Source organism: Pseudonocardia sp. HH130629-09 (assembly GCF_001294645.1).
In the GTDB taxonomy this organism is placed as follows: domain Bacteria; phylum Actinomycetota; class Actinomycetes; order Mycobacteriales; family Pseudonocardiaceae; genus Pseudonocardia.
This window is the reverse complement of sequence record NZ_CP011868.1, coordinates 3,393,844-3,408,561: the sequence shown is the minus strand read 5'-3', so window position 1 is coordinate 3,408,561 and position 14,718 is coordinate 3,393,844. Positions and strand designations below refer to the sequence as shown.

Genomic DNA, 14,718 nt, shown 5'->3' with positions numbered 1-14,718 from the left:
GATCCGGTGGATCTTCTCGTGATCCACAGCACGTTACGCAGAGATGTACGGCGCTGACCGGGCGTTTCGTCGCAGACGTCCGAAACGATGAGAAGCGCTCTCATCAGGATCCGATTCTCTGGCCGGGGTGAAACGGTGTCGGCCGATCGCATTCGTCCGGTCGCCGCACCCGCTCCGCCGGTCGCGCACCGCACGACCCGCCCCAGTCGACCGCACCGTTGCGGTCCGGCACCCCCCACGGACCGATACGGAGGATCCGGTGCCCGCGCACAGTCACTCCAGCACCACCCGACCCACTGGCGACACCAGCAACACCGAGAACGGCATGCAGGACCACGAGCACGCCCCGGCCGAGTCCGGCCGTGGCGAGCACTCGCCGCCCGGCGGCTCCTGGTTCGGGCGCACGTTCCCGCACGCCCGGGCGGACCTGTCCGCCTCGATCGTCGTGTTCCTCGTGGCGGTGCCCCTCTCGCTGGGCATCGCCGTCGCCTCCGGCGCCCCGATCCTGGCCGGCCTCATCGCCGCCGTCGTCGGTGCCGTCGTCGCCGGTCTGCTCGGCGGCTCGAAGCTCCAGGTCTCCGGCCCCGCCGCGGGTCTGACCGTGATCGTCGCCGAGCTGGTCAACACCTTCGGCTGGCAGGTCACCACCCTGATCACCGCGGGCGCCGGCATCCTGCAGATCGTCTTCGGACTCACCCGGCTGTCCCGGTTCGCCCAGGCGATCCCGCCCGCCGTCGTGCACGGCATGCTCGCGGGCATCGGCGCCACCATCGCGCTGGGCCAGCTCAACGTCGTGTTCGGCGGCCAGGCCCAGACCGGTGGCGTCGCCTCGATCACCGCGCTGCCCGGCGCGATCGCGAACCTGTCCTGGCCCGCGCTGCTCCTCGGCGGCATCGTCATCGCGATCATGCTGACCTGGAACCGGCTGCCCGCGAAGCTGACCGTCGTCCCGGCCGCGCTCGTCGCGATCGTCACGGCCACGGTCGTCTCGCTCGCCTTCACCGACGTCGTCCGGGTGCAGCTGGGGGGCTCGCTCCTGGACGCCCTGTCGCTGCCCACGCTGCCCGAGTCGAACTGGGGCGGCGTGCTGTTCGGCATGCTGACGATCGCACTGATCGCGAGCGTCGAGTCGCTGCTGTCCGCCGTCGCCGTGGAGCGCATGCGCCCGGGCCTCCGCACCGACACAGACCGCGAGCTGCTCGGCCAGGGGGCGGCGAACACCGTGTCCGGCATGATCGGCGGTCTGCCGATCACCGGTGTGATCGTCCGCTCCGCCGCGAACGTCAAGGCCGGCGCCGAGACCCGCGCCTCGGCGGTCCTGCACGGCGTCTGGATCGCGCTGTTCGCGATCGTCCTGATCGGCGTCATCGAGCTCATCCCGATGGCCGCACTGGCGGGTCTGCTGGTCATGATGGGTGTCGGCCTGATCAAGCCCGCCGACATCCGCACCGCCCGGCAGCACGGTGAGCTGGCGATCTATCTCGCCACCCTGGCCGGCGTCGTGTTCCTCAACCTCCTCGAGGGCGTCGTCATCGGGCTTGTCCTGGCCGGGCTGATGCTGCTCTGGCGTGCCGTGCGGTCCCGCCCGCACCTGGAGCAGGCCGACGACGGCCACTGCGAGCTCGTCGTCGAGGGCTCGCTGAGCTTCCTCGCCGTGCCGCGCCTGTCGCGCGAGCTGAACTCGGTCCCGCGCGGCTGCGACGTCACCGTCCGGCTGGTCACCGAATACCTCGACCACGCCGCCTACGACCACCTGCTCGCCTGGAAGGCCCGCCACGAGGGCACCGGTGGCACCGTCACCGTCATCGAGCCCGAGCAGGCGCGCCGCACGACCGCGCCCGGCGCAGGCTTCCTGACCTGGGCCGAGTGGCAGGACCGGGAGACCGAGCACGACGCGACCGGGACCCTGATGGCCGGTGTCGCGGCCTACCACGACCACACCTGCGAGGCGATCCGCCCGACCATGACCGGGCTCGCCGAGGGGCAGGCCCCGTCCGCGATGATGATCACCTGCGCGGACTCCCGCGTGCTGCCGCACGTCATCACCCACAGCGGCCCGGGTGACGTGTTCACCGTGCAGAACGTCGGCAACCTGGTGGTCGGCCCGGGCACCGCGGCCGCGGTCGAGTTCGCCACCGGCACCCTGGACGTCCCGATCGTCGCCGTGTGCGGCCACTCCGGCTGCGGTGCGATGAAGGGACTGCTGGCGGGCGCCACCGCCGGGGACTCCGCACTCGCGACCTGGCTGCGCGAGGCACGGCCGGTGCTGCGGGCCTACGAGACCGGCCACCCGGTCGCCGTGGCCGCCGCGGAGGACGGCTTCGGCGAGGCCGACCAGCTGGCGATGGTGAACGTCGCGATGCAGCTGGAGATGCTGCGGGCGCAGGACTCCGGCGCCGAGGTGCTGGGCCTGTTCTACGACATCCGCAGCGCCCGTGTGCTCGTCCTCGACGAGGCGGCGGGCCGGTTCGTCGAGCCCCGCGCCGACATCGGGACCGACGGCTCGGACCTCGACCGGATCGCCGCCGGACACGGGCACGGAGCCACCGCCGCCGCCCGCCGGCTGCTGAAGGTCTGAGACCGCGCACCCGGGAACAATCCGCACCCACGACGTCGTTGAGGACCGTATGGCCACCGTGGAACTGACCACCGACAACTTCGACGACGTCGTGGGCGCGCCCGGGACGACCGTGCTCATCGACTTCTGGGCGTCCTGGTGCGGGCCGTGCACCCAGTTCTCCCCCGTGTACGACGCCGCCTCCGAGAATCATCAGGACGTGACCTTCGGCAAGGTCGACACCGAGGCCCAGCAGGCGCTGGCCGGCGCGTTCGGGATCTCCTCGATCCCGACCGTGATGGCCGTCCGTGACGGTGTGGTGCTCTACTCCGAGCCGGGTGCGCTGCCCGCCGAGGCCCTCGAGGACCTCATCGGCCAGGTGAAGGCGGTCGACATGGACGAGGTCCGTGCCGCCGTCGCCGAGCAGGAGAAGCAGCAGGGCGAGGCGCCGCAGGCCTGACTGGCGACCGCCCGCCCCCGGAGCCCCGCCCACCTACCGGTGGGCGGGGCTCCGCTCTGCCTAGGGTGTGGACGTGACCGGCCACCTCCCGACGACGCCAGGATCCGGCCCGCTGGCCTGGCTCGACCAGCACGCCCGCGCCCGTACCGAGGCCGGTCTGCGCCGCAGGCTGTCCCCGCGACCGGCCGACCCCGCGGACGGGCCGTGGCTCGACCTCGCCGGCAACGACTACCTCGGGCTGTCCACCGACCCGCGGGTCCTCGACGGGGCCGCGGCGGCCCTGCGCACCTGGGGCGCGGGCGCCACCGGATCGCGCCTGGTCACCGGCTCGACCGCGCTGCACGGCGAGCTGGAGGCCGAGCTCGCCGCGTTCTGCGGGTTCGCCGACGCGCTGGTGTTCTCCTCGGGGTACACCGCCAACCTCGGAGTCGTCACCGCCCTCACCGGGCCCGGCTCCCTGATCGTCTCCGACGCCGCGGCACACGCCTCGCTGGTCGACGCGTGCCGGCTCTCCCGGGCCCGGGTGGTCGTCGTGCCGCACGGCGACGTCGACGCGGTCGACGCCGCGCTGGCGGCCCGCACCGAGACCCGCGCGCTCGTCGTCACCGACTCGGTCGGGTCCGCCGACGGCGACCTCGCCCCGCTCACGGCGCTGCACCGGGTCTGCCGCGCCCGCGGCGCGGTGCTGCTCGCCGACGAGGCGCACGGCCTCGGCGTGCGTGGTCCCGGCGGGCGCGGGCTGCTCGCCGAGACCGGGCTCGCCGGGGCCGACGACGTCGTCGCCACCGTCACGCTGTCCAAGGCGCTCGGCAGCCAGGGCGGCGCCGTCCTCGGCCCGGCCGCGGTCACCGCCCACCTGGTGGACTCGGCGCGCAGCTTCATCTTCGACACCGGCCTCGCCCCGGCCGCGGCCGGCGCGGCGCTCGCCGCGCTGCGGGTGCTCGCCGCCGAGCCCGGCCGGCCGGCCGAGGTGCTGCACGTCGCCGGGGTGCTGGCCGGGGCCTGCGACGCCCCGGTGCCGGTGTCCGCGGTCGTCCCGGTCGTGCTGGGCGAGCCCGGCCCCGCCGTCGATGCCGCCGAGGCCTGTCTGCGCCGCGGGCTGCGGGTGGGGTGCTTCCGCCCGCCGTCGGTCCCGCCGGGCACCTCCCGGATGCGCCTGACCGCCCGCGCCGGACTCACCGACGCCGAGCTGTCGTTCGCGGCCGGGGTGCTCACCGAGGTGCTGGCCGCGGCGCGGACGGTGGTCCCGGCATGACCGGCCGCCACCTGGTCGTCACCGGGACCGGCACCGAGGTCGGCAAAACCGTCGTCACCGCCGCGCTGGCCGCGGTCGCGGTCGCGGCGGGGGAGCGGGTGGCGGTGCTCAAGCCCGCCCAGACCGGGGTCGGACCGGACGAGCCGGGGGACGCCGCTGTCGTCGCGCGGCTGGTGCCGCAGGCGCACACCGCGGAGCTCGCCCGCTATCCCGAGCCGCTCGCACCCGGGACCGCCGGACGGCGGGCCGGGCTCGCCCCGGTCACCCCCGCCGTGGCCGCCGACGCCGCCCGCGAGCTGGCCCGCACCCACGACCTGGTGCTCGTCGAGGGCGCGGGCGGGCTGCTCGTGCACCTCGACGACGACGGCGGCACCGTCGCCGACGTCGCCCGCCTGCTCGACGCGCCGGTGGTCGTCGTCGCCGCGGCCGGGCTCGGCACGCTCAACCACACCGCGCTGACCGTCGAGGCACTGCGGGCGCGTGACCTGGTCTGCGCCGGGGTCGTCGTCGGGGCCTGGCCGGACACGCCCGACCTCGCCGCCCGGTGCAACCTCGACGACCTGCCCGCGACCAGCGGGGTGCCGCTGCTCGGAGCGCTCCCGGCCGGGCTCGGCGGTGCCGCTCCCGAGTGGTTCCGCGACGTTGCGTGCCGCACATTCGGACCGCGCCCGGTCGGCCGCTGGCAGGATGCCTGATCATGACGACCGCCAGGACCGACGTTCTCACCGTCGCGCGCGACCAGGTCCTCGACCAGGGCCGCGGCCTCACCGTCAGCCAGGTGCGCGAGGTGCTCGACCTGCCCGACGACCGTCTCGACGACCTGCTGGAGCTGGCCCACGAGGTGCGGATGCGCTGGTGCGGGCCCGACGTCGAGGTCGAGGGGATCATCTCGCTCAAGACCGGCGGGTGCCCCGAGGACTGCCACTTCTGCTCGCAGTCGGGTCTGTTCGCCTCGCCGGTGCGCTCTGCCTGGCTGGACATCCCGATGCTCGTCGAGGCCGCCAAGCAGACCGCGAAGACCGGGGCCACCGAGTTCTGCATCGTCGCGGCCGTCCGCGGCCCCGACAAACGGCTCATGTCCCAGGTCGCCGCCGGCATCGCGGCGATCCGGGACGAGGTCGACATCAACATCGCCTGCTCGCTGGGGATGCTCACGGCCGAGCAGGTCGACGAGCTCGCCGCGATGGGCGTGCACCGCTACAACCACAACCTCGAGACCGCCCGCAGCCACTTCCCCAACGTGGTCACCACCCACACCTGGGAAGAGCGCTGGGCCACCCTGCGCATGGTCCGCGCAGCCGGCATGGAGGTGTGCTGCGGCGGCATCGTCGGGATGGGGGAGACCCTGGACCAGCGCGCCGAGTTCGCCGGGCAGCTCGCCGAGCTGGAGCCCGACGAGGTGCCGCTGAACTTCCTCAACCCGCGCCCGGGCACCCCGTTCGGGGACCTGGAGCCGATGTCCGGGCCGGACGCGCTGCGTACCGTCGCCGCGTTCCGCCTGGCGCTGCCGCGCACGATCCTGCGCTTCGCCGGTGGCCGTGAGATCACCCTCGGTGACCTGGGCGCCCGCAAGGGTCTGCTCGGCGGGATCAACGCGGTGATCGTCGGGAACTACCTGACGACGCTGGGACGTCCGGCCGAGTCCGACATCGACCTGCTCGGCGAGCTGGAGGTGCCGATCAAGGCCCTCAACGAGACGCTGTGACGGCGCCGGTGCCGGTCTCCACCCGGGAGGACGGGGGCCCGTACTACGACCAGTGCGGGAACCCCGACGCGACGGCGGGCCACGACCGGTGCGCCGCGCGACGCGAGCTGGAGCCGCCGCGCTTCTGCCCGGACTGCGCGCGGCGGATGGTGGTCCAGGTCGACCCGGTGGGCTGGACCGCCCGGTGCAGCAGGCACGGCGAGCGGTCCAGCCGGTAGCGGGCCCGGTCCCGGTCAGGGCTTGATCAGGACCTTGAGGGCCTCGCGGTCGTTCATGGCGCGGTAGCCGTCGGCGACCTCGTCGAGGCCGACCGTGCGGTCGAAGACCTTGCCCGGCCGGACCGTGCCCTCCAGCACGTCGGGCAGCAGCTCCTCGATGTAGGCCCGCGCCGGTGCGACGCCGCCGTGCACGCCGACGTTGCGCATGAACGAGCCGACGCCCAGCGGGATGTCGGAGTACTGGGAGACGCCGACCCGGCCGACGAGCTTGCCGTCCTTGGTGACCTCGACGGCGGTGCGGACGGCCTCGACGTAGCCGACGCACTCCAGCGCGGCGTCGACGCCGTCGCCGCCGGTGAGCTCACGGACCTTGTCGATCGCCTCGTCGCCGCGCTCAGGGACGACGTCGGTGGCGCCGAACTCGCGTCCCAGGTCGGTCCGGGCGGTGTGCCGGCCGAGCAGGATGATGCGCTCGGCACCGAGCCGCTTCGCCGCGAGCACCGCGCAGAGCCCGACCGCGCCGTCGCCGACGACGGCCACGGTGTCCCCGCGCTGCACCCGCGCCGAGACGGCGGCGTGGTGGCCGGTGGGGAACACGTCGGACAGGGTCAGCATCGAGGCGAGCAGCGCGTCGTCCGGCTCGCCCGGCATCGGGACCAGGGTGCCGTCGGCGAACGGCACACGGACGGCCTCGCCCTGGCCGCCGTCGGTGCCGTCGGAGCCCCAGCCGCCTCCGTGCCGGCAGGAGGTCTGCAGGCCCGCGGCGCAGAAGTCACAGGTGTTGTCGGCCCACACGAACGGCGCGACGACGAGCTGGCCCTTCGTGCGGTTCCGGACGCCGGACCCGACCTCCTCGACCACACCGAGGAACTCGTGGCCGATGCGGTGGCCCTCGGTGGAGTCCTCCGCCGAGTTGTACGGCCACAGGTCGCTGCCGCAGATGCAGGAGCGCAGCACTCGCACGATCGCATCGGTGTCGTCACGGACGACCGGGTCCGGTACGTCGGACGAGATCCGGATGTCGTGCTTGCCGTGGATCAGAGTCGCCTTCATACCGATGGGTGCCCACATGCGGAACCGTTCATGCTCGCCCGGTCGCGGTGACGCGCCGCACATGCGGCAGGCTGGCCGGCATGGCGATCAACTGGGGCTCGGTCCTGCGCAAGGCCGCGGACGTGGCGGTGCAGTTCCTCAAGGACTCGCAGAAGGACGCGCAGAGGCCCGGTCGGAGGGCACCGCGGGGTGCGCGGCCGGGCGGCGGGGCCCGGCCCGGTCCGCCGCCCACGGCCGGGCGGGTGCGGACCGCGCCGACCGGCGACCGTGCGCGGGAGATCGCCTACGCCCCCGAGCCCGACGGCGCCGCGGACCCCGGCGAGATCGTCTGGACCTGGGTGCCCTACGAGGAGGACGCGAGTCAGGGCAAGGACCGGCCGCTGCTCGTCGTCGGGCGCTCGGGTGGGGACCTGCTCGGGCTGATGCTGTCCAGCCAGGACAAGCGGGCCCACGACCCGGACTGGGTCGGGATCGGCTCCGGCGCCTGGGACCGAGAGGGGCGCGACTCCTACATTCGGCTGGACCGGGTGCTGGAGGTGGAGGAGCACGGGATCCGCCGGGAGGGCGCGGTGCTGGACCGGGCGCGGTTCGACCGGGTCGCCACCGAGCTGCGCTCGCGCTACGGCTGGCACTGAGAAACCGGGGTGCGCCGCACCGGCGCGCCCGCTAGTCTCCCGCTCATCATGAGGCACTGACGACCCCACCGACCGCGGACGCGGCACACGCCCCCGCGGTCCTCCTCCGTCTCCACCGGAGCCGTCGTCATGTCATCGATCGAGCAGATCCGTGCCGTCACCGCCCGCGGGCTGGTCCGTTCCTACGCCACCCGCGCCGGCCGCCCCCCGGTGCTCGACGGCGTCGACCTCGTCGCCGCACCGGGCACCCGGGTCGGCCTGATCGGGGAGAACGGCTCGGGCAAGTCCACGCTGCTGAGGCTGCTCGCCGGCGTCGACACCCCGGACGGTGGGACGCTCACGGTGCCCGCGGACCGGGTGTACCTGCCGCAGGAACCGGACCTGGGCGACGGGGGGACCGTCGGCGACCTGCTGGACGCGGCGCTGCGCCCGCTGCACGACGCCGTCGCCGAGCTGGAGCGCCTGGCCGGCCGGCTGGCCGACGGCACCGGCGCCGCGGCCTACGACCGGGTGCTGGCCTGGGCGATCGCCCACGACGCGTGGGACGCCGACCGGCGCGCCGAGGTCACCGCGGGCACGCTCGGCGTCGCCGACCTGGAGCGGGACCGTCCGGTCGCGACCCTGTCCGGCGGTGAGCGCACCCGGCTCGCGATGGCCGCCGCGCTGGTCCGCCGCCCCGCGGTGCTGCTGCTCGACGAGCCCACCAACCACCTCGACGACGCCGCCCTGGACCTGCTGGAACGCTCACTCGTGGAGCTGCCCGGCGTCGTCGTCGCGGCGAGCCACGACCGCACCTTCCTCGACCGGGTCTGCACCGAGCTGCTCGACCTCGACGCCGGCGAGCTCGGCACCGACGGGCACGGCGGACGCCGGTTCGGCGGCTCGTTCACCGAGTACCTCGACGCCGCCGCGGCGAGCCGCCGTCGCTGGGAGGAGCGCTTCGTCGCGGAGCAGGAGGAGATCGCCGCGCTGCGCGAGCGGAGCCGGGCCGGGCTGTCGACGATCGCCCCCGGCCGCGGCCCGCGCGACAACGACAAGTTCATCCACGCCTTCAAGGGGGCGGGCGTCGAGCGCACCCGGGCCCGCCGGGTGCACGACGCCCAGCGCCGCCTGGAGACCGCCGAGCGCGAGGCGGTCCGCAAGCCGCCCCGCCCGCTGGAGTTCACCGGGCGCCTGACCGGCGAGGCCCCGGCCGACGGGCTCGCCGTGAGCATCCGGGACCTGCGGGTCGACGGCCGGCTGCGGCTCGACCTGCTCGACCTGCCCGTGGGGGAGAAGCTGCTGGTCACCGGTCCGAACGGGGCCGGGAAGTCGACCCTGCTGGCGGTCCTGCACTCCGACCTCGCCCCGAGCGCGGGCACCGTGGACATGCGGGCGCGCCGGGTCGGGCTGCTGGCCCAGGACCCCGACGTCGGCCCGCCCGACCGCAGCGCCGCGAACGCCTACGCCGACGCCGTCGGTGTCGAGCGGGCCGAGGCCGTCCCGCTGCGCGAGCTGGGGCTGCTGCACCCGCGCGAGCACGGCACCGCGGTCGGGGAGCTCAGCCTGGGCCAGCGACGGCGGCTTGCACTGGCCGTCGCCGTCGCCGACGCCCCGGACCTGCTGCTGCTCGACGAACCGACCAACCACGTCTCGCTGCGGCTGGCCGGGGAGCTGGAGGACGCGCTCGGGGCCGCGCCGGGGACCGTCGTCGTCACCTCTCACGACCGGTGGCTGCGCCGGCGCTGGGACGGGCCGCACCTCGCGATCGGCGGGTGAGCTCAGTTCGGGCTGTGCTCGTCGGTGAACGACCCGAGCGGCGCGGGCACCGCCCGCAGGTTCTCCAGCAGGCCGCGCTCGCGGGCGAGCAGCCGGCGGATCTCCCGCAGCCGCTGCACCGGACTGGTCTGCTCCAGCAGGAGCTGGCGGTCGTCGAGGGGGAGCAGGCAGTCCCCGGCGAGCAGGTGCGCGAGCTCGGCGGTGGGGGTGTCGTCGGCGGGTTCGGACCAGTCACCGGTCCGCCACGCGGTGTCGCAGTACTCGCGGTGGGCCGCGCGGGCGGACCGCTCCAGCATCGCCACCAGCCGCGGGTCGGCGTCGTCGCCGGTGTCGTCGGGCAGGAACTCGACCTCGCCGCAGAGGTAGGAGTGCGAGGTCGCGTCGAGGTCGAGCAGCCGGAAGCGGCGGGCCCCGCGGGTGACGACGTCGTAGCGGCCGTCGGGCAGCCGCCGGGCGTCGATGAGCACGGCGGTGCAGCCGACGGGGTGCATGCCCGCGGCGCCGGAGCGGTCCGGTGAGTGGCCCTCGCGGACCGCGACGACGCCGAACTCGCGGTCGGGGACGGCCCCGGTGAGCAGGTCGACGGTGAGCTGGCGGTAGCGGGGCTCGAAGATGTGGAGGGGAAGCGCCGCACCCGGCATCAGCACCGTTCCCAACGGGAACAGCGGGAGCATGGCGGACACCGGCTCACGGTAGTACGGCGTCGCGGGCCCCGCCGGGTCGCGCAGGCGGGCGGAGCACGGCGAACGCGTCGGTGACCCGCAGGCAGCGGTCGGTGAACCGGAACACCGCGGCCGGGCGCCCACCCGCGCGCCCGGACGGCGCGACCTCGCCGGTGGGCTCCAGCAGGCCGCGACGGGTGAGGACGCGCTGCAGGTTCGTCGCCGACACCTCGTGTCCCAGCGCGGCGACGTAGTGCTCCCGCAGCGCCGAGATCGTGAACTCCGCGGGGGCGAGCGCGAACCCGAGGTTGGTGTAGGAGAGCTTGGCGCGCAGCCGGTCCCGCGCCGCCGCGACGATCCCGGCGTGGTCGAACGCAGTCGCGGGCAGGTCCTCGACCTCGTGCCACGCGGTGTCGTCGGGCAGTGCCGGGTCCGCGTCGGAGGGGACCAGGCCGAGGAACGCGGTGGCGATGCGGCGCCTGCCGGGCGAGCGGGCCGGGTCGGAGAACACCGACAGCTGCTCGACGTGGGCGACCTCGCGGACGTCGACCTTCTCGGCGAGTTGCCGGCGCACGGAGGTCTCGACGTCCTCGTCGGCGCCCAGGGTGCCGCCGGGCAGCGCCCAGCGGCCGACGTCCGGGTCCAGGGCGCGCTGCCAGAGAAGGGCGTTGACCCGCCCCTCCCGGATCCTGAGCACGACGGCGAGGACCTCGTGCAGGACCGGTGGCGGTGTCACGGCCCCAGCCTAGGGCGGATCGGGAACCGCACCGGGACGTGACGGTGAGGTGTCCGTCAGGTGAGGTCCCGGTCACCACGGAGGTGCCGGTGACGGACGACCGGTGCTAGTATCCGGTCAGTTTCCGCCCGCTAGGCGAAAACCTGATTCGGCCCGGGAGGGCGCAATGACCGGAACGCTGACGGCACCCGGCGACACGGGGATCGACCCCGGCTGGGTCGACGAGGTGCGTGCGCTGGCCCGCGAGCGGGACGCGGTCCTGCTGGCGCACAACTACCAGTTGCCCGAGATCCAGGACGTCGCCGACCACGTGGGGGACTCGCTCGCGCTGTCCCGGATCGCGGCCGAGTCCCCGGCGTCGACGATCGTGTTCTGCGGCGTGCACTTCATGGCCGAGACCGCCAAGATCCTCAGCCCGGACAAGACCGTGCTGATCCCCGACGCGCGGGCCGGCTGCTCGCTGGCCGACTCGATCACCGCCGACCAGCTGCGGGAGTGGAAGGCAGAGCACCCGGGTGCGGTCGTCGTCTCCTACGTCAACACCACCGCCGCGGTGAAGGCCGAGACCGACATCTGCTGCACGTCCTCCAACGCCGTCGAGGTCGTCGACTCGATCCCGCGCGACCGCGAGGTGCTGTTCCTGCCCGACCAGTTCCTCGGGGCGCACGTGCGCCGCACCCTGCAGCGGGAGAACATGCACGTCTGGGCCGGGGAGTGCCACGTGCACGCCGGCATCAACGGCCGCCAGCTCACCGACCGGGCCGCCGCCCACCCCGGCGCCGACCTGTTCGTGCACCCCGAGTGCGGCTGCGCGACCTCAGCGCTCTACCTGGCAGGGACCGGCGCGGTGCCCGCCGAGCAGGTGAAGATCCTGTCCACCGGCGGGATGATCGACGCCGCCCGCGCGACCGGTGCGACGGAGGTGCTCGTCGCGACCGAGGTCGGGATGCTGCACCAGCTGCGCCTGGCCGCCCCGGAGATCGAGTTCCGCGCGGTGAACGAGCACGCGTCCTGCCCCTACATGAAGATGATCACCGCCGAGGCGCTGCTGCGGTCGGTCCGCGAGGGCACCGACGAGGTCCACGTCGACCCCGACCTCGCCGCGCGCGGCCGCGCCGCCGTGCAGCGGATGATCGAGATCGGTCAGCCAGGAGGTGGGGAGTGACGGCGCGGGGAGCCGGCTGGGAGGCCGGCGCCGACCTGGTCGTCGTCGGGTCCGGGGTGGCCGGGCTGACCGCCGCGCTCGACGCGGCCGCGGCCGGGCTGCGCGTCGTGGTGGTCACCAAGGACGGCATCGGTGAGGGCTCCACGCGCTGGGCACAGGGCGGGGTGGCCGTCGTGCTCGGCGACATCGCCGGGGACACGCCCGACTCCCACGTCGCCGACACCGTCGCCGCGGGCGGCGGGCTGAACGACGTCGCCGCGGTGGAGACGATCGTGCGCGCCGGACCGGACGCGGTGCGCAGGCTCCGCGCACGCGGCGCCCTGTTCGACCTGAGCGGGGACCGCCCCGCGCGGACCCGGGAGGGCGGCCACTCGGCGTACCGGGTGGTGCACGCCGGGGGCGACGCGACCGGCGCGGAGATCGAGCGCGCGCTGGTCGCAGCGACCCGGTCGGCGCAGCTCACCGTGCTCGACGGGCACGTCGCCGCCGACCTGCTGCGCGACGCCGGCCGGGTCACCGGCCTCACGGTGCTCGACGCCGACGGCCGCGCCGGGGTGCTCTCCGCGCCCGCGGTGCTGCTCGCGACCGGCGGCTACGGGCAGCTCTACGCCACCACCACCAACCCGGCCACCTCCACCGGCGACGGCGTCGCGCTCGCCCTGCGCGCCGGTGCGGTCGCGGCGGACCTGGAGTTCGTGCAGTTCCACCCGACCGTGCTGTGGACCGGCCCCGGCAGCGGCACCGCCGGGCGTCGCCCGCTGGTGACCGAGGCCGTCCGCGGCGAGGGCGCGGTGCTGCGCGACCGGGCCGGGACCGCGTTCATGGCCGGGGTGCACCCGCGGGCCGACCTCGCCCCGCGCGACGTCGTCGCCGCGGCGATCACCCGCCGGATGGCCGAGACCGGGAGCGAGTGCGCCTGGCTCGACGCCACCGCGTTCGACGGGTTCGCCGCGCGGTTCCCGACCGTCTACGCCTCCTGCCGGGCCGCCGGGATCGACCCGCTGACCGAGCCGATCCCGGTGACCCCGGCCGCGCACTACGCCTGCGGCGGCGTCGTCACCGACACGTCCGGCCGGACCGGTGTCCCGGGCCTCTACGCGGCGGGTGAGGTCGCCAGGACGGGGTTGCACGGGGCGAACCGGCTGGCGTCGAACTCGCTGCTGGAGGGGCTGGTCGTGGGGGAACGGGTGGTCCGCGCGGTGCTCGCCGACGCGGGCCCGACCGGGGTGCCGGCCCCGGCCGTGACGGTCCCGGCGCTGCCGGTGGCCGACCGCACCGTGGTGCAGCGGGCGATGTCGGGCAGCGCCGGGATCGGCCGCGACGCCGCCGGGCTCGCCGGCGCGTCGGACGCGATCGAGGCCGTCACCACCACCGCGGTCCCGGTCGACCGCACCGGGGTGGAGGACGCGGCGCTGACCCTGATCGCCCAGGCCGTGCTGGTGGCGGCGGGCACCCGCCGGGAGACCCGCGGCTGCCACGTGCGCACGGACTTCCCCGACCGGGACGACACGCACCAGCGGTCGTCGCTGCGGATCCGGGTCGACGCGACCGGACGGCCGGTGGTCGTGGCGGACGGCTCGCTGGTGGGTGCGGCATGACGGCACACACCGGTACGACGCGGGGCGGGACGCGCGTCGCCGCCGGGGTCGGTGGGGTCAGCGACGTCGGCGTCCCGGACCCCGAGGACCTGCTGCGGGTGGTGCGCACCGCGCTGCAGGAGGACCTGCGGTACGGCCCGGACGCGACGACGGCGGCGACCGTGCCCGCCGAGGCCGTGGCGACCGCGTCGTTCACCCCGCGGGCCGACGGGGTGCTCGCCGGGCTCCCGGCGGCCCGCGTCGTGCTCGACGAGGTGCTGGGCGCGGGCGGGTACGCGGTGCTCGCCGGGGCCGCCGACGGCGACCGCCTCACCGCCGGGAACCCGGCGCTCACGGTGCGGGCCCCGGTCCGCGGGCTGCTCACCGCCGAGCGCACGGCGCTGAACCTGCTCACGCACCTGTCCGGGATCGCGACGGCCACTCGGGCCTGGGTGGACGCCGTCGACGGCACGGGAGCCCGGATCCGGGACACCCGCAAGACGTTGCCGGGCCTGCGGCTGCTGGAGAAGTACGCCGTGCGGTGCGGCGGCGGGGTGAACCACCGGCTCGGGCTGGGCGACGCGGTGCTGATCAAGGACAACCACGTCGCGGCGGCCGGGTCGGTCTCCGCGGCGCTGGCCGCGGCCCGCGCGCTCGCCCCGGACCTGCCGTGCGAGGTGGAGGTCGACTCGCTCGACCAGCTCGACGAGGTGCTGGAGCTCGCCGCCGAGCTGGTGTTGCTGGACAACTTCACAGTCCCCGAGACGGCCGAGGCGGTCCGGCGGCGCGGGGGCCGGGCCACGCTGCTGGAGTCCTCCGGCGGGCTGGCCCTGGGCAGCGCCCGGGACTACGCGGCCACCGGTGTGGACTTCCTCGCCGTCGGCGGGCTGACCCACTCGGTGACCGCGCTGGACCTCGGGCTCGACCTGGAGTGACC

The 14,718-nt window shown here is 75.0% G+C and carries 14 protein-coding genes; 11 read left to right on the top strand and 3 right to left on the bottom strand.

The genetic code is table 11. The features are described from left to right. The first annotated feature begins 259 nt into the window (after positions 1–259). The 6 genes from XF36_RS15660 to XF36_RS15635 all read left to right on the top strand — a co-directional run bounded on the left by XF36_RS15660 (position 260) and on the right by XF36_RS15635 (position 6,195). A complete protein-coding gene (locus XF36_RS15660; RefSeq protein WP_060712562.1) occupies positions 260–2,578 on the top strand; it encodes a SulP family inorganic anion transporter in 2,319 nt (772 codons plus the stop codon). A 49-nt stretch (positions 2,579–2,627) separates the two neighbouring features. Further along, on the top strand, positions 2,628–3,017 hold the full coding sequence (locus tag XF36_RS15655) for a thioredoxin family protein (RefSeq protein ID WP_060712561.1): 390 nt from the start codon (positions 2,628–2,630) through the stop codon (positions 3,015–3,017). A 73-nt stretch (positions 3,018–3,090) separates the two neighbouring features. Then, positions 3,091–4,272, top strand: coding sequence for an 8-amino-7-oxononanoate synthase (locus XF36_RS15650; RefSeq protein ID WP_060712560.1), 1,182 nt, complete (start codon positions 3,091–3,093; stop codon positions 4,270–4,272). Further along, positions 4,269–4,967 carry a dethiobiotin synthase gene (bioD, locus tag XF36_RS15645; RefSeq protein ID WP_060712559.1) on the top strand — a complete coding sequence of 233 codons (699 nt, stop codon included), beginning with the start codon at positions 4,269–4,271 and terminating at the stop codon, positions 4,965–4,967. Before XF36_RS15650 ends, bioD begins: the two co-directional genes overlap by 4 nt. Before the next feature lie 2 nt (positions 4,968–4,969). Further along, a complete protein-coding gene (bioB, locus tag XF36_RS15640; protein WP_060712558.1) occupies positions 4,970–5,977 on the top strand; it encodes a biotin synthase BioB in 1,008 nt (335 codons plus the stop codon). Next, entirely contained in the window at positions 5,974–6,195 is a 222-nt protein-coding gene (locus XF36_RS15635; RefSeq protein ID WP_060712557.1) for a hypothetical protein, read from the top strand. The genes bioB and XF36_RS15635 overlap by 4 nt, the downstream gene beginning before the upstream one ends. Positions 6,196–6,210: 15 nt before the next feature. Here the strand turns inward: XF36_RS15635 and XF36_RS15630 are convergent, their stop codons facing one another. Then, positions 6,211–7,248, bottom strand: a complete 1,038-nt coding sequence (locus tag XF36_RS15630; RefSeq protein ID WP_060712556.1) for a zinc-dependent alcohol dehydrogenase family protein — start codon at positions 7,246–7,248, stop codon at positions 6,211–6,213. Between the two features lie 80 nt (positions 7,249–7,328). Between XF36_RS15630 and XF36_RS15625 the strand changes: the two genes are divergently transcribed. Together XF36_RS15625 and XF36_RS15620 are read left to right on the top strand one after the other, a co-directional pair. Beyond that, positions 7,329–7,883 carry a type II toxin-antitoxin system PemK/MazF family toxin gene (locus XF36_RS15625; RefSeq protein WP_060712555.1) on the top strand — a complete coding sequence of 185 codons (555 nt, stop codon included), beginning with the start codon at positions 7,329–7,331 and terminating at the stop codon, positions 7,881–7,883. Between the two features lie 129 nt (positions 7,884–8,012). Further along, complete coding sequence (locus XF36_RS15620) at positions 8,013–9,641, top strand: ABC-F family ATP-binding cassette domain-containing protein (protein ID WP_060712554.1); 1,629 nt, start codon at positions 8,013–8,015, stop codon at positions 9,639–9,641. Between the two features lie 2 nt (positions 9,642–9,643). Here XF36_RS15620 and XF36_RS15615 read toward each other — a convergent pair whose 3' ends face one another. Together XF36_RS15615 and XF36_RS15610 are read right to left on the bottom strand one after the other, a co-directional pair. Continuing rightward, the gene (locus tag XF36_RS15615) at positions 9,644–10,315 is read right to left on the bottom strand and encodes an LON peptidase substrate-binding domain-containing protein (RefSeq protein ID WP_060714735.1); all 672 of its coding nucleotides are present in this window, start codon (positions 10,313–10,315) and stop codon (positions 9,644–9,646) included. A gap of 13 nt (positions 10,316–10,328) precedes the next feature. Further along, complete coding sequence (locus XF36_RS15610; protein ID WP_060712553.1) at positions 10,329–11,039, bottom strand: NUDIX hydrolase; 711 nt, start codon at positions 11,037–11,039, stop codon at positions 10,329–10,331. A 166-nt stretch (positions 11,040–11,205) separates the two neighbouring features. Between XF36_RS15610 and nadA the strand changes: the two genes are divergently transcribed. Genes nadA through nadC form a run of 3 tightly spaced genes read left to right on the top strand, consistent with a single transcriptional unit; the run spans position 11,206 to position 14,716 of the window. Further along, positions 11,206–12,204 (top strand): quinolinate synthase NadA, encoded by a 999-nt coding sequence (nadA, locus tag XF36_RS15605; RefSeq protein WP_060712552.1) that lies wholly within the window; start codon positions 11,206–11,208, stop codon positions 12,202–12,204. Continuing rightward, the gene (locus tag XF36_RS15600; protein WP_060712551.1) at positions 12,201–13,802 is read left to right on the top strand and encodes an L-aspartate oxidase; all 1,602 of its coding nucleotides are present in this window, start codon (positions 12,201–12,203) and stop codon (positions 13,800–13,802) included. Before nadA ends, XF36_RS15600 begins: the two co-directional genes overlap by 4 nt. Continuing rightward, positions 13,799–14,716, top strand: a complete 918-nt coding sequence (gene nadC / locus XF36_RS15595; protein WP_082375445.1) for a carboxylating nicotinate-nucleotide diphosphorylase — start codon at positions 13,799–13,801, stop codon at positions 14,714–14,716. The genes XF36_RS15600 and nadC overlap by 4 nt, the downstream gene beginning before the upstream one ends. Positions 14,717–14,718 lie beyond the last annotated feature (2 nt).